Below are 21,841 nucleotides of genomic sequence, written 5' to 3'. Positions count from 1 at the left end.
TGGCGGATATGTGTCAAGATACTGTATTCATTTGATAAAATGACAGTCTAAAATGCGATCCGGGTATCAGAACGCAATTTAGTACCCGCGCGCAGGAATTCAGGTCGCACGAAGGCAGCAGCTTGCCGACAGTGGGGCCATGAACACGAACATCCATTCCGATCGAAAGCTTGCCGAAGCGCTGATGTCGCTGTCCATTGAACCTGTGGCGTTCAAGGCAGCGGCGCGGCCAGCCTGGTACAAGCGATTTGGCATCCCCGTCGCAGTGCTTATTGCCTGCGGGGCCGGGGCCGCCCTGATCTGGCCCGGACCGGATCCTGAAGCAGACCTGCTCCGGCAAACGGTGCAGGGTACGGCCGGACAGGTGCAGGCCGCTCCGGCACCGCAGACCGCCGCCCCTCTGGCCCCGCTGCCGGTGGGCCGCGAGGTGACGGGCTCGGGCTATGTGGTCGCCCCCGAACAGACGGCGGTCTTTGCCCGCTATGCCGGGGATGTGGTTGCCGTCGAGGTGGCGCTTGGGGACCGCGTGCAGAAGGGTCAGGTGTTGGTGCGCCTGCAAGACCCCGAGGCGCAGTTCGCGCTGGACAATGCCCGCATCACCCGCCGCACCGCCGAACTTGCCCTTGCGGCGGCCCGGCTGGGTGAAACCATGGCCGAAACCACCCTGCAGCGCGACGAAAAGCTGTTTGCCAAGGGCGCGCTGCCCGGCCAGCAACTGCTGGACAGCCGCAACGCCCATGACATGGCCAAGAACGCGGTGGCGCAGGCCGAGGCGGCGATTGGTGCGGCGGATGTGGGTCTGGGGCAGGCGCAATCGGTGGTGGATCACCTGACCGTGCGCGCGCCCATCGGCGGCATCGTCACCGCGATCACCGCCCGCGTCGGCAACAGCATCCTCAGCCGCGTCGACAGCACGCGGGGCGAGGGCGATCTGCTGACGATCACCGATACCGACCGCATGGTGATCGAGGCGGATGTGGCCGAAACCAATATCGGCCATCTGCGTGCCGGCCTGAAAGGCGAGGCGGTGCTGGACGGCTTTCCCGACGCGCCCTTCCCCATCGAGGTGGAGCGCATCGCCCCCACCATTGCGGCCGAAAAAGGCACCGTCGCGCTGCGCTTTGCCCTGATCGACCCGCCTGCGGGCATCCGCCCCAATATGGCGGCCAGCATCAAATTGTCAGACCTGCTCGGACCGGAGCAAGGCACATACAAAGGAACACAGCCGTGACCCTCTCTTCCTCTGCCGCGCCCTTCATCGACATCCGGGGCATGAGCAAAAGCTTCAAGGTCGGCACCGACACGCTGCCGATCTTCACCAACCTGACGCTTGGCATCCAGAAGGGCGAGTTTCTGGCGCTGATGGGGCCGTCTGGGTCGGGCAAATCGACCCTGCTCAACATCCTCGCCGGGATCGACAAGCCGGATGGGGGCACGGTGCGGGTGGGCGATGCCAACCTTGATCAGATGGGCGAAAACGCCAAGACCCAATGGCGGGCGCATCATGTCGGCATCATCTTTCAGTTCTACAACCTGATGCCGATGCTGAATGTGGCCGACAATGTGGGCCTGCCGCTGCTGCTCAAACCGCTGTCGCGCAAACAGCGCAAGGACCGCATCGACCGTATTCTGGAACTGGTCGGGCTGACCGGGCGGCAGACGCAGCTGCCCTCCACGATGTCGGGCGGGCAGCAACAGCGCGTCGGCATTGCCCGCGCGCTGGTGACGGATCCGGCGGTGCTGCTCTGCGACGAACCGACCGGCGATCTGGACCGCGCATCGGCGGATGAGGTGCTGCGCATCCTGCGCTTCCTCAACCGCGATCTGAACAAGACCATCATCATGGTGACGCATGATCCCGAAGCGGCGGCGCAGGCCAGCCGTGTCCTGCATCTGAACAAGGGCAGTTTTGTCGAACAGGCAGAGGATGTGCCGGCATGACGTACTTCAAGCTCGCGCGCCGCAATACCTGGCGCAAACCGCTGCGCACGCTGATGCTGATGCTCTGCGTGGCCGTGGCCTTCCTGATCTACGGGCTGACCGCCAGTTTCGAGAACGGCACCCAGAGTGCCACGGCGGCCAGCGAAGATCTGCTGGCGGTGATGAGCCGCGCGGGCACAGCGCAGCCCCTGCCGCTGGCACAGCGCAACCGCATCTCGCAGATCGAGGGCGTGGCGGCGGTGGGCTATTCCACCCGGCTGCGCGGCTTCGTCGAGGTGGAAAAGAACATCGTGCCGGTCAATGCCGCCGATCCCGAGGGGCTGATGCAGACCAGCGGGGCCGAACTGGGCATCACGCCCGCGATGCTGGCCGATCTGACCGCCGCGCGCGACCGCGTGCTGGTTGGCCGGGCGCTGGCCGAGGCGCAGGGCTGGCAGGTCGGGCAGCGGGTCGAGGTGACGGCCTTCCGCGCCCCCCGTGCCGATGGCAGCCCGAACTGGGGCTTTGACATCGCCGGGATCTTTGACGGCGCGAATTCCAGCACCGACACCTATTTCATGGTGGCGCAATATGACTATGTGAACGCGGCCCGCGCCGAGGGGCGTGATACGGTCAACGGTTTCATCGTGCGCCCCGCCGCAGGCGTGGTGGCATCCGAACTGGCCTCGCGCATTGATGCGGCCTTCGCCAATTCCTCCAGCCCGACGCGCACCCAATCGGAAAAGCAGTTCCTTCAGGCCTTCATCCGGCAATTTGCCGATGTCGGGCTGATCGTGCGGCTGGTGGTGGGGGCGGCCTTTGCCACCATCCTGATGATCGTGGCCAACAGCATGTTGTTTGCCATCCGCGAACGCACCTTTGAAATCGGCCTGCTGAAAACGCTGGGTTTTCGCAATGGTGCGATCATGGGGCTGATCCTCGCGGAATCGCTGCTGATCTTCATGGTGGGCGGGCTGATCGGGCTTGGCCTGTCGAAACTCGCCACGCTGCTGGTCGGCTCGCAACTGGGGCTGGTGCTGAGCGTGCCGGTGCTGGTCAAGGCTCTGGGCATCATGGTGGCTTTCGGGCTGCTGACCGGCCTGCTGCCCGCCCTGTTGGCGATGAATACCAATATCCACAAAACCCTCAGAGCGAGGTAACAGCCATGCGTTCCAATTTCAGACAAATCACCGCAATGATCGGCATCGGGCTGGGAAGCCTGCCGCGCCGGGTGTGGATTTCGCTGTCGATGATCCTGTCGATCACCCTGGTGGTGGCGGTGCTGATCGGCTTTCTGTCCATGGCCAAGGGCTTTGAACAGGCGATGACCGGGGCGGGGTCGCCATCGGTTGCGGTCATTCTGGGCGGCGGCACCAATCAGGAAAGCAGCTCCACCATCCCGGCAGAGGCGCTGCGCGCCCTGCAGGCCACCAGCGCCGATCTGGGCATCCGCCGCGATGCCGAAGGGCGGCTGCTGGTGTCGCGCGAACTGGTGACGCCGGTGGATCTGACGCGCGCCTCGGATGGCGGTACGGAAATGCTGGCGCTGCGCGGCATGAGCGCCGCCGGGCCGGGCCTGCGGGACGGCGTGTCGCTGGTGGCGGGGCGGCTGTTCCAGCCCGGCGCGCGGGAACTGGTGGTCGGCGCACGGCTGGCGCAGGATTTCCGTGGGCTGGGTGTGGGCGAGACGGTGCGCCTTGGCGCGGCAGACTGGACCGTGGTCGGCCAGTTCTCGGCGGGCGGCACCGCCTTTGAATCCGAGATCTGGGCCGATCTGGAGGCGGTTCAGGCGGCCTTCGGCAGTCAGGGCAAGGTGCAGAGCCTGCGCGTCGGGCTGGTTTCGCCACAAGCGATCGAGACGCTGCGCGCCGCCTTGCCGCAGTTTTCCACCACGCCGCTGGTGGCCAGTTCCGAGGCCGATCTGTTCGCCACCCAATCCGAACGCACCAGTGGCCTGATCCGCATGTTCGGCTGGCCGCTGGCGGTGCTGATGGCCTGCGGCGCGATTGCCGGTGCGCTGAACACGATGATGACCTCGGTGTCAGACCGCACCAAGGAAATCGCCACCGTGCGCACGCTGGGCTTCAGCCGGCTTGCCGCCTTTGTCGGCACCTGTGGCGAGGCGCTGGTGCTGACGCTGATCGGCGCGGGCTTGGGCATCCTGCTGTCGTGGCTGGTGTTCAACGGCTATCAGGCCAGCACGATGGGCGCCGAAAACACCCGCATGGCGTTCCAGTTGCAGGTGACCTTCGGTGTGATGCTGACGGGTGGCCTGCTCGGCCTCGCGGTCGGGGTTGTGGGCGGGGTGCTGGCGGCGTTTTCCGCCGCGCGGATCCCGCTGGTGCATGCACTGCGGGCCTGATGCCCCGCTCGGTCCGGCCCGCACGTCGGGCCGGATCTTCTGGCCGAAATTCGTTGCAAGATCAGGAAGATCCCGAATGTTCATGTTTCCGCTGCCGTTTCTGACCGCCTGCCTGCTGGCCGTGTTGTTCGGTTATTCGCTGATCCTGCGTCTGCCTGCGCTCGTGCATCTGGCGCTGGCCGGCTATGTGCTACAAGCGATCCTGATCGGCGTGAAATGGGGGCTTTATGACCTGCGCCCGCTGCCGGTGATCGTTCTGGCAAGCCTGCTGCCGCTGCTGACCTGGGCGGCGCTGACCGAATTGTCCGGCAAGCTGGGCGCAAGGGCGCGGCAGATCGTTCTGGCAGGTGCGCTGGGGTTGGTGGCCTTGGTGGCGGCACTGGCGCTGGCGGGGCAGGGCGACGCGCTCGATCTTCTCAGCACGGCGCAATATGTGATCTTCGGCACGCTGCTGGTGGCGCAGGCCTTCCGCACCGCACCGAAATGGGTCGCCATCGACGCGGCAGCGATGCCCGTCTCGGCCGAGCTGGCCTTCCTGCTGGGCGGCATGTTGCTGCTGGGATCGGCCACCATCGACATTGCGTTTTTCACCCAGATGGCGCTGGCCAAGGGCCATATCGGGTCGGTCGTCGTGGGCTATACCAATTTTCTGGCGGCGCTGATCACCAGTGCCGTGGTGTTCTGGGGCCTGCATGGCCGCAACGAACCGGAGCCGGTCTTTGCCCCGCTGGCCGCAGAGGCTGAGGCCCCCGACGCGGATGACCCCGATCTGCGTCAGGCCGCCGAGATCCTCGACCGGCTGGACCGCCTGATGCGGCAGACCCATCTTTACCGCGATGAAAATCTGACGCTGCACCGGCTTGCCAGCCACAGCGACACCCGCGCGCGGCAGATCTCAACGGCAGTCAGAACGCTGCGGCAGATGGGGGTGCCGCAATATGTGAACTCCTTCCGCGTGTCGGATGCCTGCCGGATGCTGGCCGAAACCGATATGCCGGTGACAGAAATCGTTTTTGCCGTCGGCTTTACCACCAAGTCGAGCTTCAACCGCGAATTCTCGCGCTGCCATGGCCTCAGCCCCAGCGCCTGGCGGGCGCAATACCGCAAAGGGCCGATGGCCGAGCCGGATCGCGGCCCGATGGCCTGTGCCTGAAAAAAAGCGTGGCCATGTCACATCCGGCTGGGCTGCCCCGTCATACTGGTGTCAGATCCACAAAGGAGACCCATATGACCCCCCGCATGACCGACCATTTCAAACGCGCCGACACTGGCTTCAAGCCGCTGTTCGCGCTGGAGGCCGCGATCAAGACCAGCACGCTGGAGCCGAAGCTGCTGCATCTGGTCAAGCTGCGTGCCAGCCAGATCAACGCCTGTGCCTTCTGCATCCAGATGCACACAGCCGAGGCGCTGAAGGACGGCGAGGCGCCGTTGCGCCTGCATATGCTGCCCGCCTGGCGCGAAAGCCCGATCTATTCGCCGCGCGAACGGGCGGCGTTGGCCTGGACCGAGGCACTGACACTGATTGCGGCGACAGGCGCGCCGGAGGGTGATTGGGCCGCCGTCACTGCCGTGTTTGATGCCGACGAACGGGCTTGGCTGTCGTTGGCCATTGGCGCCATCAACCTGTGGAACCGGGTGCAGGTCGGGTTTCGGAGCGCGCATCCGACCACGCTGCCTGCGGCGCTGGCCGATGCGGCCTGATCCGACGATCACCTTTCAGGCGCAGCGGCCCCGGCTGCTGCGCCTGGCCTATCGGATGCTGGGCAGCCGGACCGAGGCCGAGGACATCGTACAGGAGGCTTGGCTGCGCTGGCAGGGCGGCGACCATGGCGTGATCCTTGACCCGGCAGCCTGGCTGACCCGCGTTGTTTCGCGGCTGTGTCTGGATCAGATGCGCTCGGCCCGGATGCGGCGCGAAACCTATCCGGGCACCTGGCTGCCCGAGCCGCTGATCGAACCAGAGGATGACAATCTGCGCCCCGACAATCTGACCCTGACGCTGATGATGGCGCTGGAGCGGCTGTCGCCGCTGGAGCGGGCGACCTTTCTACTGCATGATGTGTTCGGGCAAAGCATGGACGAGATTGCCATCACCATCGGGCGCAGCCCCGCCGCCACGCGCCAGCTTGCCGCGCGGGCGCGGGCCCATGTGCAGATTGACCGCCCCCGCTATCAGATGTCGCGCGACAGCGCCGAAAGCCTTGCCCGCGCGTTTTTCGAGGCCTGCCGGTCAGGCGATGCGCGTGCGCTTGCCACCATGCTGGCCGAAGGGGCAAGCCTGCGGGCAGATGGCGGTGGCAAGGTGTCGTCCTATCCCAATGTGATCGAAGGGGCCGACCATCTGATCCGGCTGTTTCTGGCGCTGGCGCGGAAATACGGCGCGCAGATGGATCTGCTGGAAGCCGTCGTGATCGACGGCCTGCCGGGCTTTGTCAGCCGTGTCGGGGATCATTTGCAAACCACGGCCTTGCAGATCGAGGCGGGGCGGATCACCGCCATCTACATCACCCGCAACCCCGACAAGCTGACCGGCCTCAGGCCCCATTGAGGCCCGCCGCCCCTGCGCCTCAGGCCTGATACAGCCCGGCGTGATGGTCGCGCAGCAGGTTCTTTTGCACCTTGCCCATGGTGTTGCGCGGCAGTTCCGGCACAAAGACCACGCGTTTGGGCTGTTTGAACCGGGCCAGACGGCCCTCCAGTGCCGCGACGATGGCGGCTTCGGTCAGGGTCGGGCTGCCGGTGGGCACCACGACCGCCGTCACCGCCTCGCCGAAATCCTTGTGCGGGATGCCGATCACGGCGGATTCCAGCACGCCCGGTATCTCGTCGATCTCGGCCTCGATCTCCTTGGGATAGACGTTGTAACCGCCGGTGATGATCAGATCCTTGCCGCGCCCGACGATGTGGACATAACCCTTGTCATCAATCCGCCCCAGATCGCCGGTGATGAAAAAGCCGTTGGCGCGCAGTTCGGCGGCGGTCTTTTCCGGCATCCGCCAATAGCCCTTGAACACATTGGCCCCGCGCACCTCGATCATGCCGATCTCGCCCTGCGGCAGTTCGACGCCCGTTTCGGGGTCGGTCACGATCACCTCGGTGCCGGGCAGCGGCAGGCCCACCGTGCCTGCCACCCGCGCGCCGTCATAGGGGTTCGAGGTATTCATGTTGGTTTCGGTCATGCCGTAGCGTTCCAGAATGGCATGGCCGGTGCGGGCGCGCCATTCGCGGTGGGTTTCGGCCAGCAGCGGGGCCGAGCCGGACACGAACAGCCGCATTTGCGCCGTCGTCTCCACATTCAGCATGTCATCCTCCAGCAGGCGCACATAGAAGGTCGGCACCCCCATCAGCACCGTGGCGCGCGACATCAGCTCGAAGATGCGGTCAATGTCGAATTTCGGCAGAAAGATCATCGACGCGCCGGAAAACAGCGTGACATTGGTGGCAACGAACAATCCATGGGTGTGGAAGATCGGCAAGGCGTGGATCAGCACATCCCGGGCAGTATAGCTCCAGGCCGTGCGCAACGACAGCGCGTTGGACACCAGATTGCCATGGGTCAGCATCGCGCCTTTGGAGCGTCCGGTGGTGCCCGAGGTATAAAGCAGCGCCGCCAGATCATCCGCCGCGCGCGGCACGGTGGCGAAATCTTCGGCGGCGGCCTCTGCCGCATCGGTCAGGCTGCCCAGCCCGCTGGCATCCAGCGTGGCCATGCGCGCCCCGGCCTGCTCTGCCGCCTGCGCCAGATCCGCCACGCGCGCCGGATCACAGACAAACAGCGCCGGTTCGGCATCGCCGATGAAATAGGCAATCTCTGCCGCCGTATAGCCGGTGTTCAGCGGCAGGAACACCGCCCCCGCCCGCGCCGTGGCGAGATAAAGGATGATCGCCTCGACCGATTTTTCCACCTGCACCGCCACGCGGTCGCCGGGGGACACCCCCAGCGCCACCAGCGCATTGGCCATGCGGCCGGTGCGGGCAACCAGATCGCCATAGCTGATCTGCTCTCCGGCAAGGGTTTCGATGGCAGTGGCCCCGGCATCGGTGATCGAGCGGGCAAGGATGTCGAACAGGTTCGCGGTCATGCAAAACTCCTGCAATGGGGAAAATCAGGAAGTGCCGACGGGCAGCGCGGCTTTCACGCTGTCCGAGGCGGCGATATGGCTGCGTTCGGCGAAGGCTTCGTGGTTCGCCTCGATCTGGCCAAGGTCATAAAGGTAATTGACCATCAGCCCATGCGATTGCGCCATGCCATTGGCCGATACATCGCCCAGATGGTTCAACCGCTCCAATCGCGCGCCATTGCCCAGATGGAACCGCGCCACCGGGTCGATGACCCGTTTTGCAGCGCTGCGGGCGCGCAGGAAATAGGTCGCGGCGGCGGCCAGCAAGGGCGCGCGCAACGCCTCGGCGGTGGCCGGATCGGTCTGCCAGCCGGGCCGGTCCAGCGCGGCAAAGGCAAGGCGCTGATCGGCGCTGATTAGATCAGAGCTGTTATCCTTGCGCTGCGCCGCAAGCCAGGCGGCAAAGCCGGGCACGGGCGACAGGGTGACGAAGGTCTTGATATTGGGCCGCTCCGCCTTCAGCTCTTCCACCACCTGTTTGATCAGGAAATTGCCGAAAGACACGCCCGTAAGGCCGCGCTGGGTGTTGGAGATCGAATAGAACACCGCCGTATCGGCCTCTTCGGCGCGGATCGGCTGGCGCGCGAGGTCAAGCAGCCCGCCCACATTGTCGGGGATGGCGCGGGTCAGCGCCACTTCGACAAAGATCAGCGGTTCATCCACCAGTTGCGGGTGGAAAAAGCCATAGCAGCGCCGGTCGGTCGGTTGCAGGCGGTTGCGCAGATCATCCCAGTTCCGGATCGCATGCACCGCCTCATAACGGATGATCTTTTCCAGAATGCTGGCAGGGGTGTTCCAGTCGATATGGCGCAGGCCCAGGAAGCCCCGGTTGAACCAGGATCCGAACAGATGCGCAAAATCGGCATCGACCCGGCGCAGGTCGGGATGGCTGCGCAGATGGCGCAGCAGTTCCTCGCGCATGCGGACCAGCGCCGCGGTGCCGCCGGGGGCAAGGTTCAGGCGACGCAGCAGTTCCTGACGGCGCGGCTCGGCGGCGGCGTGCAGCGCCTCGACCGCCTCGATGGACTCCGGCGCCTTCTGCATCGCGGCGAGGGCGGTTTTCACCGCCTTCGCATCGGGGCCGAAGCTTTCGGCCAGCGCCGTGAGGAAGGCCAGCCGCGCGGCGGGATCGGCATCCTCGAACGCGGCCAGCAGCGCGCGGGCAATCACCACGCCCGAGGCCTCGCCCCGGCGCGACAGCAGGCGCTGGCCCAACTCGGCAAGGTCCGGCACCGGGATGGCCTCTGGCCCGCTGCCCTCGCGCCAGCCGAGCAGACGACGCCCGCGTTCGGTCAGGCTTTCGAACAGGTCGCCCAGAAAAGCCGGGCGGTTCGGACGGGGGGAAGGATCGGTCTTGCGCATCTGGAACCTCCGGGGGGTGTGGCGGCGGCCGGGGTCAACCCGGCAGCACGACAAAGATGATCCACAGCACGACCGGGGCGAGGACCGTCACCAGCGCACCATAGTTCAGCAGCTTGCGGAAGAAGGCCTGCTTGTCCACGCCCTGCGCATTGGCCAGAACCAGCGCGCCATTGGTCGAGAACGGGCTGACATCGACGATGGTGGAGGCCACGGCCATCCCGGCGATGAAGCCGATGGCCCCGACGCCCGTACCGCCTTGCAGGAAGGGCACGGCCAGTGGGATCAGCGAGCCGAGCACTGCGGTAGACGAGGCAAAGGCCGAGACCACCGCCCCGATGAAAAACAGCATCAGCGCCGCTAGCATCGGCGAGGCCATGCCCGCCACGCTGTCGCCCACAAAATCGATGGTGCCCATATGCTCCAGCACCGCCACATAGGTCGACACGCCGGTGATCAGCATGATTTCCGGCCAGGCCACCTGCGCCATGGCGCGTTTCTGCATGGTCGGTGCGCAGAGCGCCAGACCAAGCCCGATGCTGAGCGCGACAAAGCCGATATCCAGCTTGAACGCCAGCACCAGCACCGCAAGCAGCACCAGCGCCGCCAGCGTGACCACCTGATAGAGGTTGCCATCGCGGTGATTGCCCTCTTCGACCTCGGCCACCAGCCGGTTCGAACTGCCGCCGCCCTCTTCGCTGATGCGGCGGCTCAGCGCTTCGGCCTCGCTGTCGCCAAAGATCTGCGGGCCGGTGGCGGCGCGGGCGATCTCGATATGCGGCACCTTGATCGTCTCGACCGTCTGCATCCGCATCTGCATCAGCTTGCGCCCGCCCAGCACCATGAACAGCAGCAGCGCCACTGCGGCGTTGACGGTAAAGCTGGCGGCAAAGGTGGTCATCGGGCTGAGCGGCAGCCCTGCCTTCTGCACCACGCCATTGGTGATGCCGCCATAGATGCTGATCGGGGAAAACCCGCCCGCCTGCGCCCCGTGAACCACCATCAGACCCATCAGCAGCGGCGAGATCTGATAGCGGAAGGCAAAGCCAAGCGCGATCGGGGCGACGATGGCCACGGCGCCCGGGCTGACCGCCCCCACCGCCGTCAGCAGGGCCGAAATGCCGAACATGATCCATGGAATCGCCGCGATCCGGCCCTTGACCGCGCGGACCGACATGCGCACCAGCCAGTCGATGGTGCCGTTGTTCTGTGCCAGTGCAAACAGCCAGGTGATCCCGACCAGTGTCAGGAACAACCCGCCCGGAAAGCCCGCAATGATGTCCTTGGTGGACTGTGCGGCCAGCAATGTGCCGACCAGAAAGGCGCCGACAAATGCCAGCACCCCCATGTTGATCGGCCAGATGGTTGCGACAACGAACATCGCACCCAAGGCATATATAGAAATCAGATGTGGTGACATGCGTGGCTCCTCTCCCTGGTATCGCCCGCGCCGGGTGTTCCGGCTGCGCTTCGCACCACCCTCCCAAGCGGTGCGAATCTCCCTGAGTGTGTTATACGCTTCGACACTTCTGTTGTATATAACAAGGTTGCACATGGATATCATGGCCGAGGTGGCGTAAGCTTCTGCACAGATGGAAGGAGGGTCGGATGCGCACGATTCCCAATGCCCTACGGATCAGGAACGCCCTGGAAAATGCCATTGTCGAAGGCATTTACGCGCCCGGCGCCCGGCTTGACCCCGAGGCGCTGGAACGCGAGTTCGACTGTTCACGCACGCCGATCCGCGAGGCGCTGTATCAACTGGAAGCCTCGGGGCTGGTGCGGGTGATGCCCAAGCGCGGCACCTTCGTCACCACCTGGACGGCGGAACAGCTGACCGAACGCTTCGAGGTGATGGCCGAAGCCGAGGCGACCTGTGGCCGCCTGGCCGCCCGCCGCATCACCGAAGCCGAGATGGCCGAGTTCGAGGCGATTCATCAGCGTTGCCACGAACTGGCGGAAGCGGGCGATACCGAAGGCTATTACCGGCACAATTCGCTGTTCCATCACTGCATCTACCGCGCCACCCACAATGCCTTTCTGGAACAGGAGGCCGCCCGGTTGCACGCCATGCTGCAACCCTACCGGCGGATGCAGCTGCGGGTGCGCAACCGCATGTCGCGCTCGTTCAACGAACATGACCAGATCGTCGCGGCGATCCGGGCAGGCGATCCCGAAGCGGCGGCGACGGCGCTGCGTGATCATGTCATCGTGCAGGGCGACCGCTTCCACGATCTGCTGTCCGCGCTGCGCCAGACGGTGGAAGAGCGGGCGGCGCGCTAGCCTGCATTGGGGGATCTTCGCATGATTACCGATATCACCGATTATTTCCGGGATGGTTGCGGGCGCTGCGCCCGGTTTGCGACGGCAGACTGTTCGGCGCGGCTCTGGGCCGAGGGTCTGGCCGCGCTGCGCCGCCTTTGCCTTGCCGCCGGGCTGACCGAAACGGCGAAATGGGGCCACCCCTGCTATGTCCATGCCGGGCGCAATATCGCGATTATCGGCGCCTTTCGCGGCGATGTCCGGCTGAGCTTTTTCAACGCCGCGCTGATGACCGATCCCGAGGGCATCCTGCAACGGCAGGGGCCGAACAGCGCCCACCCCGATGCATTCCGCTTCACCGACCGCGCGCAGATCGAGGCCATGGCCCCGACCATCGCCGCCTATCTGACCGAGGCGATGGGCTATGCCGAGGCCGGGATCAAACCGCCCAAGGTGGCAGGCGCGCTGGATCTGCCCGAAGAACTGGTCGAGGCACTCGACGCCGATCCCACGCTCGCCGAGGCCTTTCACCGCCTGACACCGGGCCGCCAGAAAAGCTATGTGATCCACCTCGGCACGGCGAAAACCAGCGCAACCCGCCAGTCCCGCCTCACCAAACTCCGCCCGCATATCCTTGCGGGGAAGGGGGCTATGGAGCGGTGAGGGGGTGTGGGACTGAGCGGTCGCTTGCATCAGACAAACGGACAGCTCGTCTGCCTCGATCAGCAAGATCTGGAGCATTCATGGTGGTGAATAATACGTGTTGGTTTTGCGGCAACGCCATCGACTTGAACGATGTTCATGCAGTCAGGATTACCGTGACAAGCCTATTTCGCGATACAGATGCAATCCAAACCATCGCTTCTCATGCTGACTGCGCCAGACTTCGGCTGGCAGGTTCAACCATGGAGTTTGACCCTGAGGTTCTTTCTGACTGACAGCGTCCGCTGACCATCCGGGTTGGCCTCAAACCCGAGCCATCCCACCTCACACGCTCCGAAAGCGCGCGCGGTAGCCGGAGGGGGTGACGCCGCGCACGGCTTTGAACCGCCGGGCAAAATCGGCGGCGTCGGAAAAGCCGCAGTCGGTTGCGATGCGCCCGACCGGCAGATCGGATTGCACCAGCATCTGACAGGCGCGCCCCAGACGCAGTTGCAGCACATAGGCGCTGATCGACATGCGCGCGCTGCGCTTGAAGACGCGTTGCAACTGGCTTTCGGTCAGATGCACCAGCTCGCAGATCGGGTGCAGGCGCAGCGGTTGGTCGTAATGCGCATGGAGGTGGTCCAGCACCTTTTGCAGCCGCGCGCGGTCGCGCGGCAGATCGCTGACCGTCACCTCGCCCGTCGCCAGCGGTGTCCGGTCCGGCGCGTCGGCAAGGGCGACCAGCAGGGATTGCAGCGTCATCACCTGGCGGATGGCGTCCATCTGCCCGAGATGCAGGATCTGCGGGCGCAGCCGAGCCGTGGTGGCCGCACCAAAGCGAAGGCCGCGCCGCGCCTGTGCCAGCAAGGCGGCCACCAGGGCCAGTTCGGGCATGACCGCGCTCAGACCGCTGGCCCAGTCTTGGGTGAACCAGCAGACCACCGCCCGATGCTGCGGCGCGGTGCCGATCAGCGCCTGTGACTGAAAGGCATGGGGCAGGTTTGGCGCGATCAGCACCAGATCGCCGTCGTCATATTGCCCGACATGATCGCCGACAAACCGCATGCCGCGGCTGTCCACCGTCAGCGTCAGCTCGAATTCCGGGTGATAGTGCCAGTTGAACGGAAACTCCGGCAGCTGCCGGTCGAACACCAGCAGCGATCGGTCCGGCGGGATGCGGACTGTCTCGAAATAGGGCGGTGTTATGGGCATTACGTATCTCTGTTCCGTCTGAATGCGGCAATCATACAAGGATGTGCGGCCTTGGGGAATGGCGCGGCGGGCTGCGGTTTGGCACCCTGACAGGGCAAAGGGGGGCGTCATGCAGACATTGACGGCGGATATCGTGATCATTGGCTCGGGTGTCGGCGGCACCGCCGTGGCGCATCAGCTTGCCGGCAGCGGCGCGAAGATCCTGATCCTGGAACGGGGCGACTTTCTGCCTGACGAGCCGCAGAACAGCGATGCCGAAGCGGTGTTTGGCCAGCAGCGCTACAAGACCCGCGACACATGGCTCACGCCGGAGGGCGTCGCCTTCCGGCCGGGCCAGTATTATTACGTCGGCGGCCATACCAAGTTTTACGGCACCGCGATGTTCCGGTTTCGCGAAAGCGATTTCGAGGACAGCGTGATGGATGGCGCGCGCTCTCCGGCCTGGCCGATCCGCTATGCCGATCTGGCACCGCATTACGCCGAGGCAGAACGGCTGTATGGCGTGCGCGGGCAGGCCGGTCTTGACCCGACAGAGCCGCCGCGTGAGCCGTTTCCCCATGCCGCAATCCCGCATGAGCCGGTGATTGCCGCGCTGTCGGGGCAGCTGACAGCGCAGGGGCTGCGCCCGTTTCACATGCCCTCTGCGGTGGATTACGGCCCCGGCGGCACCTGTCAGCGCTGCGGCACCTGCGATGCCTTCGTCTGTCGCTTCGGGGCCAAGGGCGATGCGGAAACCCGGGTGCTGCGCCCCTTGCTGGCGCATCCCGATGTGCGGCTGGAGCGTCAGGCCGAAGTTCTGCGCCTGATCGCGGATGAGGACGGGCGGCGCATTGTCGCGGCAGAGGTCCGCCGTCAGGGCGAAGTGCTGCGGGTGGAAGCGCCGACCTTCGTGCTGAGCGCGGGCGCGATCAATTCGGCGCTGATCCTGCTGCGCTCCGCCTGCGAGGCGGCCCCGGACGGGCTTGCCAATCGGTCGGGCGTGGTCGGGCGTTATCTGATGAACCATCACCTGACCGGGTTGATGGCAGTCAATCCCTTTGCCGTGAACGGCACGCGCTTTCCCAAAACCCTGTCACTGAACGATTTCTATCACGGCCTGCCGGATGACCCGGATGCACGCGGCAATATTCAGATGCTGGGGAATATTCAGGGTGCGATGATCCGCGCCGCCTATCCGCGCACGCCTTTGCCGCTGGCCAATTGGCTGGGCCGTCATACGGTGGATGTGCTGGCCATGTCGGAGGATCTGCCGAATGTCGACAGCCGGGTGCGGCTGCTGCCGGATGGCCGCGTCATGGTCGACTATCGCCCCGGCGGCGGTGGCGCGCATGATCGTTTTGTCCGGCATGTCAGGGCGGTCCTGCGCCGGGCCGGATTTCCGCTGGTGCTGCGCCATGGGTTCGGCATTCAGGCGCCGTCGCATCAATGCGGCACCGTGCGGATGGGCGATGACCCGGCGACCTCGGCGCTGGATGCGCTGTGCCGCGCGCATGACCATCCAAACCTGCATGTCGTGGATGGCGGGTTCTTCCCGTCTTCCGCCGCGCTGAACCCTGCCCTGACCATTGCCGCGCAGGCGCTGCGGGTCGGGGCGCATCTGCGCCGCACGCGCGCCACCTGACCGACAAGGACCAGAGCCATGACCTTTCTTCTGCCGATCACCGGATCTTTCGCACAGCCCGCTGCCGAAAACCCCACCGTCGCCATGATCGAGGCTGCCTTCGCGCATCACGGGCTCGACTGGCGCTATCTGAATGTGGAGGTCGCGCCTGCGGATCTGGGCGATGCGGTGCGCGGCGCGCGGGCGATGGGCTGGCGCGGCTTCAACTGCTCCATCCCGCACAAGGTGGCGGTGATCGACCATCTGGATGGTCTGGGGCAATCGGCGCAGATCATCGGCGCCGTGAACACCATCGTGCGGGACGGGGATCGGCTGATCGGTGAAAACACCGACGGGCGCGGTTTTGTTGCGGCGCTGCGCAGGGTTGTCGATCCGCAGGGCAAGGCGGTGGTGCTGTTCGGGGCGGGTGGTGCCGCGCGGGCGGTGGCGGTCGAGATGGCTTTGGCCGGCGCGGCACGGATCACCATCGTCAATCGCAGTGCGGCGCGCGGGCAGGCGGTTGCAGACCTGTTGAACAGCCGCACAGAGGCACAGGCGTATTACCGGCCCTGGACTCCGCGCTTTGCCGTGGCGCAAGACACTGACATCGTGATCCATGCCACCTCGGTCGGGCTCTTCCCGGATGTCGATGCCATGCCCGATCTTGATACGGACAGCCTGACCCCGGCCATGGTGGTGGCCGATGGCATCCACAACCCACCGCACACGCGCCTGCTGCAAGCCGCGCAGGCGCGAGGGTGCCGGACCGTCGACGGGCTGGCCATGCTGGTGCAACAAGGGGTGATCGGCATCAAATACTGGACTGGCGTTGATGTGGATCCGCAGGTCATGCGCAAGGCCCTCAACGACCTTGGCCTGTGAGCAGGCCGCCATCCCCGACAGGGTCGTGATCGCGTGCAAGCAGGCCGGCGGTTCGACCTTCCAAACCCTCAGCGGTTGCTGTCGATCCAGCGTGACAGCAACTGCCGGTCGCGGAAACATTCATCCGGCACGGCGCGGCGTTTGATCCGCGTCAGCCGTTCGGCAAAGGCCACTTGCTTTGAGGTGGGATGGCTTGTGTCGGCGGGCCGCAGCTTCGCCTGCGCCTCGATCCAGGCGCTGAGCGACCGGCGATCCTGCTGCACCTCCCAGGGTAAAAGGCTCTGGTTGCGCAGCGCCAGAGATCGCGCATAGGCGATCTGGCGTTCGGTTGGGGGCAGGGCAAAGGGGGCAGCGTCCATGATCGGTCTCCCATGCGAATCCTGCCCCCAATATAGAACATAAAGAGAACAAAATCAACTCCGCGCCCGTTTGGGCGGGTGAGGGGGGGCCGGCAGGCTTGGCTGCGGCCGCGCGCCTAGAACCGGGTGACGACGGTTGTGCCCGTGCCCTGAAACCTGTCCATGGAGATCAGGGCGTCAATCGACTCTTCCAGACTGATTTCCTTGCCGACCAGCAGCTCCGGTTTCAGTTTGCCGGACAGGATCATCGGCATCATCGCATCATACCGATGCGCCTGCATGCCATGGCTGCCCAGAATCTCCAGCTCATGCGCCACGATCCGGCTCATCGGCACGGCAGGCGTGCTGTGATCCCCCAGCATCAGCCCGACCTGCACATGCTTGCCACGACGGCGCAGGTTCAGCACCGAATTGAAGCAGGTTTCCGGGTGGCCAAGCGCATCGAGCGAGACATGCGCACCCCCCGCCGTGACCTCGCGCACCGCCTCCACGACATTGGCGACGGACCGCGCGTTGATGGTGGCGGCGGCGCCAAGCGTTCGCGCCAGCGCCAGCTTGTCCTCGGCAATATCAACCGCAACGACATGGGCGCCAAGCGCATTGGCAATCATGATCGCGGCAAGGCCGACACCGCCGCAGCCATGCACGGCCACCCATTGCCCGGCAGACACCTTGCCCTGATCGACCACCGCACGGAAGGAGGTCACAAAGCGGCATCCCAGACTGGCTGCCGTGGTAAAATCGACCGATTGCGGCAGGGCCACCAGATTGAGGTCCGCCTTGTGGATCGAGACATATTCGGCAAACGAACCCCAATGGGTAAAGCCCGGCTGAAACTGATCGTGGCACACCTGCTGATGACCGGCGTGACATTCGGGGCAACTGCCGCAGCCGCCGACGAAGGGCACGGTCACCCGCTCGCCCACCCGCCATTTCGTGACATCCTTGCCGATGGCCACGATCACCCCGGCCAGTTCGTGACCGGGCACATGCGGCAGCACAATATCGCTGTCATGGCCGACCCAGCCGTGCCAGTCGCTGCGGCAGACCCCGGTTGCCTCGACCTTCAACACGACGCCATGCGGTTCGGGCCGGGGGTCGGGCAGGGTGACCAGCTTTGGCCGGGCGTTGAAGGCTTCGAACATGACGGCTTTCATGGGCTTTCTCATTTGGCTGGTGTTGCATCGACCATGGCGCAATCATAGCGGCAGATGCCCGCAAGAACCCTGCCAAAATCCCTATCCATTCCGCACTTTCCGAAGCACTCTGCCAGAAATGTTAGAAAACGCGGAGGAGTCTTTCGCAATGCACGATCTCGACAGGATAGATGCAGAAATCCTCGCAAGGTTGCAAAGCGACGGGCGGCTTTCGAACGCCAGGCTCGCGGCGCAACTGTCGATGAGCGAAACACCCTGCTGGCGTCGGCTCAAGCGTCTGGAGGACAGCGGCATCATCGAAGGCTATCAGGCGGTCCTGAACCGGCGCGCGCTCGGGCTTGGGGTCATGGCTTTCGTGCAGCTTGGCTGCGCGCAGCATGATGAAAAAGTCACCAAGGCGTTTCACCTCGCGGTTCAGGCCTGCGCCAATGTGCTGTCCTGCCACAATACCACCGGGGAAGCGGACTACCTGCTGATCGTCGTCGCAAGGGATCTGGATGACTATAGCCGTTTCGTTGAAACCGTGCTGCGGCATCTGCCGGGCGTCACCAGCATCCGCTCGAACCTCTCGTTGCGCGAGCTGAAATCGTCGAACCAGTTGCCGATCATGCCCGGCATGGCGCGGACAGGCCCTGGCAGCGCAGAATGATCCCGGCGCGTTTCAGGGGTCGGCGGGGCAGGGCGGAAGGGATGGCCCGTCAGGGCCGCTGGCAACGGTCTGGTGGATCGCCCGGATCAGCCAGCCCAAGGCCGGGTCACGCTGCGCCGTGGAGCGCATCAGCAGCCCATAGTCAAAGGCCGGGATCGGAAACGGCGGGGCGAAGGTTTTCAGCGTGTTTGCGGGAGCCGCGACGGCGGCGGTCCGGCGGGCGACCGTCAGGATCAGGTCTGATCCCGGCAGCATCGCCAAGGCGGGTGCAAAATGCGGCAGCACCAGCGCAATCCGGCGGGTCTTGCCCATTGCGCGCAGCGCCTGTTCCACCTCGCCATCCGGTTCACCCTGCATGGAAACCGACACATGCGCCGCCGCGAGGTAACTTGCCATCGTCAGCTCCTGCGGGATGCGGTCGCCATCCGCAAGACAGATGAACTCCTCGCGGAACAGCGGCAGGAAGGTCAGGTTGCCCGGCGCGCCCGGAAACACCCCGAGGGCCAGATCCAGAACGCCATTTGCCACCCGGTCGATGGTGTCCGCCCGACCGAACTGGTTGACATGCAGCGCAACCCCCGGCGCTTCGGTGCGCAGCCGCCGCATCAGCGCGGGCAAGACCACAAGCGCCCCATAGTCCGACATGCCCAACCGAAACACCCGCTCGGCCTTGGCGGGATCAAAGCTGTCCTGCCCGACCAGCGTGCCCGACAGCCGGATCACCTCGGCCAGCAGCGGCTGCAATTCACGCGCCCGCGCCGTCAGCTGCAAGCCGCCACCGGCGCGCAGGAACAGCGGATCTGCGAACAGGGCACGCAGCCGCGTCAGGGCATGGCTGACCGCAGGTTGGCTCATGTTCAGGCGCAGCGCGGTGCGCGAGACATGCCGTTCGTCCAGCAGGGCATGCAGGACAACCAGAAGATTGAGGTCGATGCCGCGCAGATTATTCATCTTGTGAATTTAAGACATATAAAACCCGAATTTCAATTCCCTCAATCAATGATTTATCACCGCGGGATGCAGACAGTGAGGGAACGGGATGTCGTGGCAATCTTTTGTGTGGATCGGTCTGCCGCTGCTGGCGGGCGCGCTGATCCCGATCCAGACCGGGGCGAACCGCATGGTGGCCGTCCGGCTGGAAAACCCGCTGGTGGCGGCGGGCGCGTCGATGGCGATTGCATCGGTGGTGCTGATCGTGATCGGCTTTTCGTCCTTGCGGCAAGGCGCCTTTGCGGCTGCCCTGCACGCGCTGCCGATCTGGGCATGGGCCGGCGGGTTGCTGGGCGCGTTCTTTGTGACGGGGGCGATTGTCATCGCGCCACGCATCGGCGCGACAAGTTATCTGCTGCTGGTCTTTGTCGGGCAGATGGTCATGGCCGTGCTGACCGACAGGTTTGGCCTGTTCGGCTTTGCGGCGCGCCCGGTGAACCCGGTGCAGATCCTCGGGGTTCTGGGCACGATTCTGGCCGCAACCCTCGCCCTCGGCTCGTCCCGCTCGTGATCCGGCGATACCCTGCACCCCTGAACCAGAAGGCAAGACAATGAAACCCATGAGTTTTCCCTTGATCCGGTCAGACCTTGCGACCCTGCTCCACTTGCTCCCGCCTCCGGCCCTAGCCCTCTGGTGGCAGCGCAAGCGCAGGGTGACCGCGACGCGGCATCTGGACAACCGGCTGTTGCGCGACATCGGGCTTGATCCGCGGGAGCGCGTCGGGCGCCCCGAAGCGATCTCGATGATCGCCATGACAGCCTGGCGATAGGGGGCAGGCCATGCGCGCCCCGCTCGACCCCAAATTGCGGAGCCTGTTGCGGCTCGAAGGCCTGTTGATGGCCCTTGTCGGTGCAACCGGCGCCTGGGTCTGCGCGGCGACGGGCTGGCAGATCGCCATCACCGCCCTCGCACCCGACCTCACGATCCTCGCCTATGCCTGGGGGCCAAGGTTTGGCGCGCGGCTTTACAATGTGGCGCATAGCTATGCCCTGCCGCTGCTGCTGACGGCGCTCGGACTTCTCCTCACGCCGTCCGTTTTGCCAATTGCCGCCCTCTGGCTCGCGCATATCGGGGTGGATCGTGCCCTCGGCTATGGGCTGAAATCCGAGGCCGGGTTCGGTGTGACCCATCTTGGCCCGATTGGCCGGGACAGATGACCCCAACTTCCCGTTTCACGCCGTCGGCACCGTGCCGCCATCAATCACATATTCCGTGCCGGTGATGCTGCCCGCGCGGTCCGAGGCGAGGAAGGCAATCAGGTTCGCGACCTCGGCAGGCGTTGATGGGCGACCGAGGGGGATGCCGCCAAGGCTCTGCATGATCATCTGCTTGCCGCCCGCCAGATCGGTGCCCGCCTCTACCGCCAGCCGTTCGGCCAACCGGACCGAGGCTTCGGTCTCGATCCAGCCGGGTGCCACGCGAACGACCCGCACGCCCTTGGGCGCGACCTCTTTCGACAGGCTCTTGCTATAGACGGACAGCGCGGCCTTGGCGCTTGCATATCCGGTGGTCGCCTCGGGCAGCGGCAACAGGCGCTGGATCGAGGTGACATGGATCACCACGCCCGACCCTTGGGCCACCATGCCCGGCACAAGTGCGCGGTCCAGCCGCACGGCGGGCAGCAGGTTCAGGTTCAGCTCGGCTTGCCATTCCGCCTCGCCCAAAGCCGCAAAGCCGCCGCCGGGCGCGGTGGAACCGCCCAGCATATGCACGATGATGTCCACGCCCCCCATGCGGCTTTGCACCGCCTCGGCCAGCGTCTCGCATCCCTGCACGCGGGTCAGATCGGCGGCGACGAAGATCTCGGGCGGCAGGTCGGCGGGCTGCGTGCGGGCACTGGTCAGCACCTGCGCCCCAAGGTCTCGGAACAGCGCCACGGTGGCCGCACCCGCGCCTTGCGTGCCGCCGGTGATCAGGGCGCGCTTGCCCGTCAGCGTCAGAAAGCCGGTCATGCGCCGATCTCCAGATCGGTGATCCGCGCGCCCGCCAGCCCGAAAGTAAAGCGCAGCACAGCCGGGCTGCCGGGAAAATCGCCGCTGACCCGCGCGCGCACCACGGTCTTGCCCGCCCCCTCGGCCAGATCCAGCGGTTCGGCCCGGTGGCGGTATCTGGCATGGGCGGCCTGCCACCAGACGCAGATGTCCTCCGGGCCGCGATGGGTGCGGCCCTCGTCGTAAACGATGGCATCCGGCGCAAAGGCCGCCGCAAAGGCTGCGGCATCCTGCGGCGGCAGGGCGGTGAAATAGGTGCGGATCGGGGTCGGAAGGTCCATGGCGGTGCTCCTTGTCTTGCCACTGGAATATGAGGCTCGACGAGTGCAAG

23 protein-coding genes are annotated in these 21,841 nt (G+C 65.3%); 14 read left to right on the top strand and 9 right to left on the bottom strand.

Annotated features, from left to right (window positions below):
- The first annotated feature begins 139 nt into the window (after positions 1 to 139).
- The 7 genes from KM031_RS18425 to KM031_RS18395 all read left to right on the top strand — a co-directional run bounded on the left by KM031_RS18425 (position 140) and on the right by KM031_RS18395 (position 6,830).
- Positions 140 to 1,231 (top strand): efflux RND transporter periplasmic adaptor subunit, encoded by a 1,092-nt coding sequence (locus tag KM031_RS18425; protein WP_215505057.1) that lies wholly within the window; start codon positions 140 to 142, stop codon positions 1,229 to 1,231.
- Between the two features lie 41 nt (positions 1,232 to 1,272).
- Positions 1,273 to 1,941 carry an ABC transporter ATP-binding protein gene (locus KM031_RS18420; protein ID WP_215505424.1) on the top strand — a complete coding sequence of 223 codons (669 nt, stop codon included), beginning with the start codon at positions 1,273 to 1,275 and terminating at the stop codon, positions 1,939 to 1,941.
- Entirely contained in the window at positions 1,938 to 3,080 is a 1,143-nt protein-coding gene (locus KM031_RS18415; RefSeq protein WP_215505058.1) for an ABC transporter permease, read from the top strand. The genes KM031_RS18420 and KM031_RS18415 overlap by 4 nt, the downstream gene beginning before the upstream one ends.
- A gap of 5 nt (positions 3,081 to 3,085) precedes the next feature.
- Positions 3,086 to 4,282 carry an ABC transporter permease gene (locus KM031_RS18410; RefSeq protein ID WP_215505059.1) on the top strand — a complete coding sequence of 399 codons (1,197 nt, stop codon included), beginning with the start codon at positions 3,086 to 3,088 and terminating at the stop codon, positions 4,280 to 4,282.
- A 76-nt stretch (positions 4,283 to 4,358) separates the two neighbouring features.
- Positions 4,359 to 5,435, top strand: coding sequence for a helix-turn-helix domain-containing protein (locus KM031_RS18405; protein WP_215505060.1), 1,077 nt, complete (start codon positions 4,359 to 4,361; stop codon positions 5,433 to 5,435).
- 74 nt (positions 5,436 to 5,509) lie between these two features.
- Positions 5,510 to 5,983, top strand: coding sequence for a carboxymuconolactone decarboxylase family protein (locus tag KM031_RS18400; RefSeq protein ID WP_215505061.1), 474 nt, complete (start codon positions 5,510 to 5,512; stop codon positions 5,981 to 5,983).
- On the top strand, positions 5,973 to 6,830 hold the full coding sequence (locus KM031_RS18395; protein WP_215505062.1) for a sigma-70 family RNA polymerase sigma factor: 858 nt from the start codon (positions 5,973 to 5,975) through the stop codon (positions 6,828 to 6,830). Before KM031_RS18400 ends, KM031_RS18395 begins: the two co-directional genes overlap by 11 nt.
- A gap of 19 nt (positions 6,831 to 6,849) precedes the next feature.
- On the opposite strand, the gene KM031_RS18390 is transcribed toward KM031_RS18395, so the two are convergent.
- Genes KM031_RS18390 through KM031_RS18380 form a run of 3 tightly spaced genes read right to left on the bottom strand, consistent with a single transcriptional unit; the run spans position 6,850 to position 11,182 of the window.
- Positions 6,850 to 8,364, bottom strand: coding sequence for a malonate--CoA ligase (locus KM031_RS18390; RefSeq protein WP_215505063.1), 1,515 nt, complete (start codon positions 8,362 to 8,364; stop codon positions 6,850 to 6,852).
- A 24-nt stretch (positions 8,365 to 8,388) separates the two neighbouring features.
- On the bottom strand, positions 8,389 to 9,765 hold the full coding sequence (locus KM031_RS18385) for a malonyl-CoA decarboxylase (protein ID WP_215505064.1): 1,377 nt from the start codon (positions 9,763 to 9,765) through the stop codon (positions 8,389 to 8,391).
- 34 nt (positions 9,766 to 9,799) lie between these two features.
- Entirely contained in the window at positions 9,800 to 11,182 is a 1,383-nt protein-coding gene (locus KM031_RS18380) for an SLC13 family permease (protein ID WP_215505065.1), read from the bottom strand.
- A 188-nt stretch (positions 11,183 to 11,370) separates the two neighbouring features.
- Here KM031_RS18380 and KM031_RS18375 point away from each other — a divergent pair, with 188 nt between their 5' ends.
- Positions 11,371 to 12,045, top strand: coding sequence for a GntR family transcriptional regulator (locus KM031_RS18375; RefSeq protein ID WP_215505066.1), 675 nt, complete (start codon positions 11,371 to 11,373; stop codon positions 12,043 to 12,045).
- Between the two features lie 21 nt (positions 12,046 to 12,066).
- Positions 12,067 to 12,687, top strand: coding sequence for a YdeI/OmpD-associated family protein (locus tag KM031_RS18370; protein ID WP_215505067.1), 621 nt, complete (start codon positions 12,067 to 12,069; stop codon positions 12,685 to 12,687).
- A gap of 324 nt (positions 12,688 to 13,011) precedes the next feature.
- On the opposite strand, the gene KM031_RS18365 is transcribed toward KM031_RS18370, so the two are convergent.
- Positions 13,012 to 13,881, bottom strand: a complete 870-nt coding sequence (locus tag KM031_RS18365; protein WP_215505068.1) for a helix-turn-helix domain-containing protein — start codon at positions 13,879 to 13,881, stop codon at positions 13,012 to 13,014.
- A 109-nt stretch (positions 13,882 to 13,990) separates the two neighbouring features.
- On the opposite strand from KM031_RS18365, the gene KM031_RS18360 reads away from it, so the two are divergent.
- Together KM031_RS18360 and aroE are read left to right on the top strand one after the other, a co-directional pair.
- A complete protein-coding gene (locus KM031_RS18360; protein WP_215505069.1) occupies positions 13,991 to 15,502 on the top strand; it encodes a GMC oxidoreductase in 1,512 nt (503 codons plus the stop codon).
- Between the two features lie 18 nt (positions 15,503 to 15,520).
- Complete coding sequence (gene aroE, locus KM031_RS18355; protein ID WP_215505070.1) at positions 15,521 to 16,363, top strand: shikimate dehydrogenase; 843 nt, start codon at positions 15,521 to 15,523, stop codon at positions 16,361 to 16,363.
- 68 nt (positions 16,364 to 16,431) lie between these two features.
- Here the strand turns inward: aroE and KM031_RS18350 are convergent, their stop codons facing one another.
- Both KM031_RS18350 and KM031_RS18345 read right to left on the bottom strand, forming a co-directional pair.
- The gene (locus KM031_RS18350) at positions 16,432 to 16,722 is read right to left on the bottom strand and encodes a hypothetical protein (RefSeq protein ID WP_215505071.1); all 291 of its coding nucleotides are present in this window, start codon (positions 16,720 to 16,722) and stop codon (positions 16,432 to 16,434) included.
- Positions 16,723 to 16,838: 116 nt separating this feature from the next.
- On the bottom strand, positions 16,839 to 17,879 hold the full coding sequence (locus KM031_RS18345; protein WP_215505072.1) for a zinc-dependent alcohol dehydrogenase family protein: 1,041 nt from the start codon (positions 17,877 to 17,879) through the stop codon (positions 16,839 to 16,841).
- A gap of 148 nt (positions 17,880 to 18,027) precedes the next feature.
- Here KM031_RS18345 and KM031_RS18340 point away from each other — a divergent pair, with 148 nt between their 5' ends.
- The gene (locus tag KM031_RS18340) at positions 18,028 to 18,528 is read left to right on the top strand and encodes an Lrp/AsnC family transcriptional regulator (protein WP_215505073.1); all 501 of its coding nucleotides are present in this window, start codon (positions 18,028 to 18,030) and stop codon (positions 18,526 to 18,528) included.
- Positions 18,529 to 18,540: 12 nt separating this feature from the next.
- Here KM031_RS18340 and KM031_RS18335 read toward each other — a convergent pair whose 3' ends face one another.
- Positions 18,541 to 19,479: a LysR family transcriptional regulator gene (locus KM031_RS18335; protein WP_215505074.1), complete on the bottom strand. Its 939-nt coding sequence runs from the start codon at positions 19,477 to 19,479 to the stop codon at positions 18,541 to 18,543.
- Between the two features lie 88 nt (positions 19,480 to 19,567).
- On the opposite strand from KM031_RS18335, the gene KM031_RS18330 reads away from it, so the two are divergent.
- On the top strand, positions 19,568 to 20,029 hold the full coding sequence (locus KM031_RS18330) for a DMT family transporter (RefSeq protein WP_215505075.1): 462 nt from the start codon (positions 19,568 to 19,570) through the stop codon (positions 20,027 to 20,029).
- 269 nt (positions 20,030 to 20,298) lie between these two features.
- Positions 20,299 to 20,676, top strand: coding sequence for a DUF4260 family protein (locus KM031_RS18325; protein ID WP_215505077.1), 378 nt, complete (start codon positions 20,299 to 20,301; stop codon positions 20,674 to 20,676).
- Between the two features lie 15 nt (positions 20,677 to 20,691).
- Here the strand turns inward: KM031_RS18325 and KM031_RS18320 are convergent, their stop codons facing one another.
- Positions 20,692 to 21,471 (bottom strand): SDR family oxidoreductase, encoded by a 780-nt coding sequence (locus tag KM031_RS18320; protein ID WP_215505078.1) that lies wholly within the window; start codon positions 21,469 to 21,471, stop codon positions 20,692 to 20,694.
- The gene (locus KM031_RS18315) at positions 21,468 to 21,791 is read right to left on the bottom strand and encodes a nuclear transport factor 2 family protein (RefSeq protein ID WP_215505079.1); all 324 of its coding nucleotides are present in this window, start codon (positions 21,789 to 21,791) and stop codon (positions 21,468 to 21,470) included. The genes KM031_RS18320 and KM031_RS18315 overlap by 4 nt, the downstream gene beginning before the upstream one ends.
- Positions 21,792 to 21,841 lie beyond the last annotated feature (50 nt).

Source organism: Gemmobacter fulvus (assembly GCF_018798885.1).
In the GTDB taxonomy this organism is placed as follows: Bacteria; Pseudomonadota; Alphaproteobacteria; order Rhodobacterales; family Rhodobacteraceae; genus Gemmobacter; species Gemmobacter fulvus.
The sequence above is the reverse complement of the archived record's forward strand: the minus strand, read 5'-3'. Positions and strand labels throughout refer to the sequence as shown.

Excerpts from the sequence above, each read along its gene's own strand:
- KM031_RS18375 (WP_215505066.1), top strand. The coding sequence starts at position 11,371 with ATGCGCACGATTCCCAATGCCCTACGGATCAGGAACGCCCTGGAAAAT.
- KM031_RS18345 (WP_215505072.1), bottom strand. The coding sequence starts at position 17,879 with ATGAAAGCCGTCATGTTCGAAGCCTTCAACGCCCGGCCAAAGCTGGTC.
- KM031_RS18400 (WP_215505061.1), top strand. The coding sequence starts at position 5,510 with ATGACCCCCCGCATGACCGACCATTTCAAACGCGCCGACACTGGCTTC.
- KM031_RS18325 (WP_215505077.1), top strand. The coding sequence starts at position 20,299 with ATGCGCGCCCCGCTCGACCCCAAATTGCGGAGCCTGTTGCGGCTCGAA.
- KM031_RS18390 (WP_215505063.1), bottom strand. The coding sequence starts at position 8,364 with ATGACCGCGAACCTGTTCGACATCCTTGCCCGCTCGATCACCGATGCC.
- KM031_RS18410 (WP_215505059.1), top strand. The coding sequence starts at position 3,086 with ATGCGTTCCAATTTCAGACAAATCACCGCAATGATCGGCATCGGGCTG.
- KM031_RS18380 (WP_215505065.1), bottom strand. The coding sequence starts at position 11,182 with ATGTCACCACATCTGATTTCTATATATGCCTTGGGTGCGATGTTCGTT.
- KM031_RS18365 (WP_215505068.1), bottom strand. The coding sequence starts at position 13,881 with ATGCCCATAACACCGCCCTATTTCGAGACAGTCCGCATCCCGCCGGAC.
- aroE (WP_215505070.1), top strand. The coding sequence starts at position 15,521 with ATGACCTTTCTTCTGCCGATCACCGGATCTTTCGCACAGCCCGCTGCC.
- KM031_RS18320 (WP_215505078.1), bottom strand. The coding sequence starts at position 21,471 with ATGACCGGCTTTCTGACGCTGACGGGCAAGCGCGCCCTGATCACCGGC.
- KM031_RS18315 (WP_215505079.1), bottom strand. The coding sequence starts at position 21,791 with ATGGACCTTCCGACCCCGATCCGCACCTATTTCACCGCCCTGCCGCCG.
- KM031_RS18395 (WP_215505062.1), top strand. The coding sequence starts at position 5,973 with ATGCGGCCTGATCCGACGATCACCTTTCAGGCGCAGCGGCCCCGGCTG.
- KM031_RS18335 (WP_215505074.1), bottom strand. The coding sequence starts at position 19,479 with ATGAATAATCTGCGCGGCATCGACCTCAATCTTCTGGTTGTCCTGCAT.
- KM031_RS18405 (WP_215505060.1), top strand. The coding sequence starts at position 4,359 with ATGTTCATGTTTCCGCTGCCGTTTCTGACCGCCTGCCTGCTGGCCGTG.
- KM031_RS18425 (WP_215505057.1), top strand. The coding sequence starts at position 140 with ATGAACACGAACATCCATTCCGATCGAAAGCTTGCCGAAGCGCTGATG.
- KM031_RS18420 (WP_215505424.1), top strand. The coding sequence starts at position 1,273 with ATGAGCAAAAGCTTCAAGGTCGGCACCGACACGCTGCCGATCTTCACC.
- KM031_RS18385 (WP_215505064.1), bottom strand. The coding sequence starts at position 9,765 with ATGCGCAAGACCGATCCTTCCCCCCGTCCGAACCGCCCGGCTTTTCTG.
- KM031_RS18370 (WP_215505067.1), top strand. The coding sequence starts at position 12,067 with ATGATTACCGATATCACCGATTATTTCCGGGATGGTTGCGGGCGCTGC.
- KM031_RS18415 (WP_215505058.1), top strand. The coding sequence starts at position 1,938 with ATGACGTACTTCAAGCTCGCGCGCCGCAATACCTGGCGCAAACCGCTG.
- KM031_RS18330 (WP_215505075.1), top strand. The coding sequence starts at position 19,568 with ATGTCGTGGCAATCTTTTGTGTGGATCGGTCTGCCGCTGCTGGCGGGC.
- KM031_RS18340 (WP_215505073.1), top strand. The coding sequence starts at position 18,028 with ATGCACGATCTCGACAGGATAGATGCAGAAATCCTCGCAAGGTTGCAA.
- KM031_RS18350 (WP_215505071.1), bottom strand. The coding sequence starts at position 16,722 with ATGGACGCTGCCCCCTTTGCCCTGCCCCCAACCGAACGCCAGATCGCC.
- KM031_RS18360 (WP_215505069.1), top strand. The coding sequence starts at position 13,991 with ATGCAGACATTGACGGCGGATATCGTGATCATTGGCTCGGGTGTCGGC.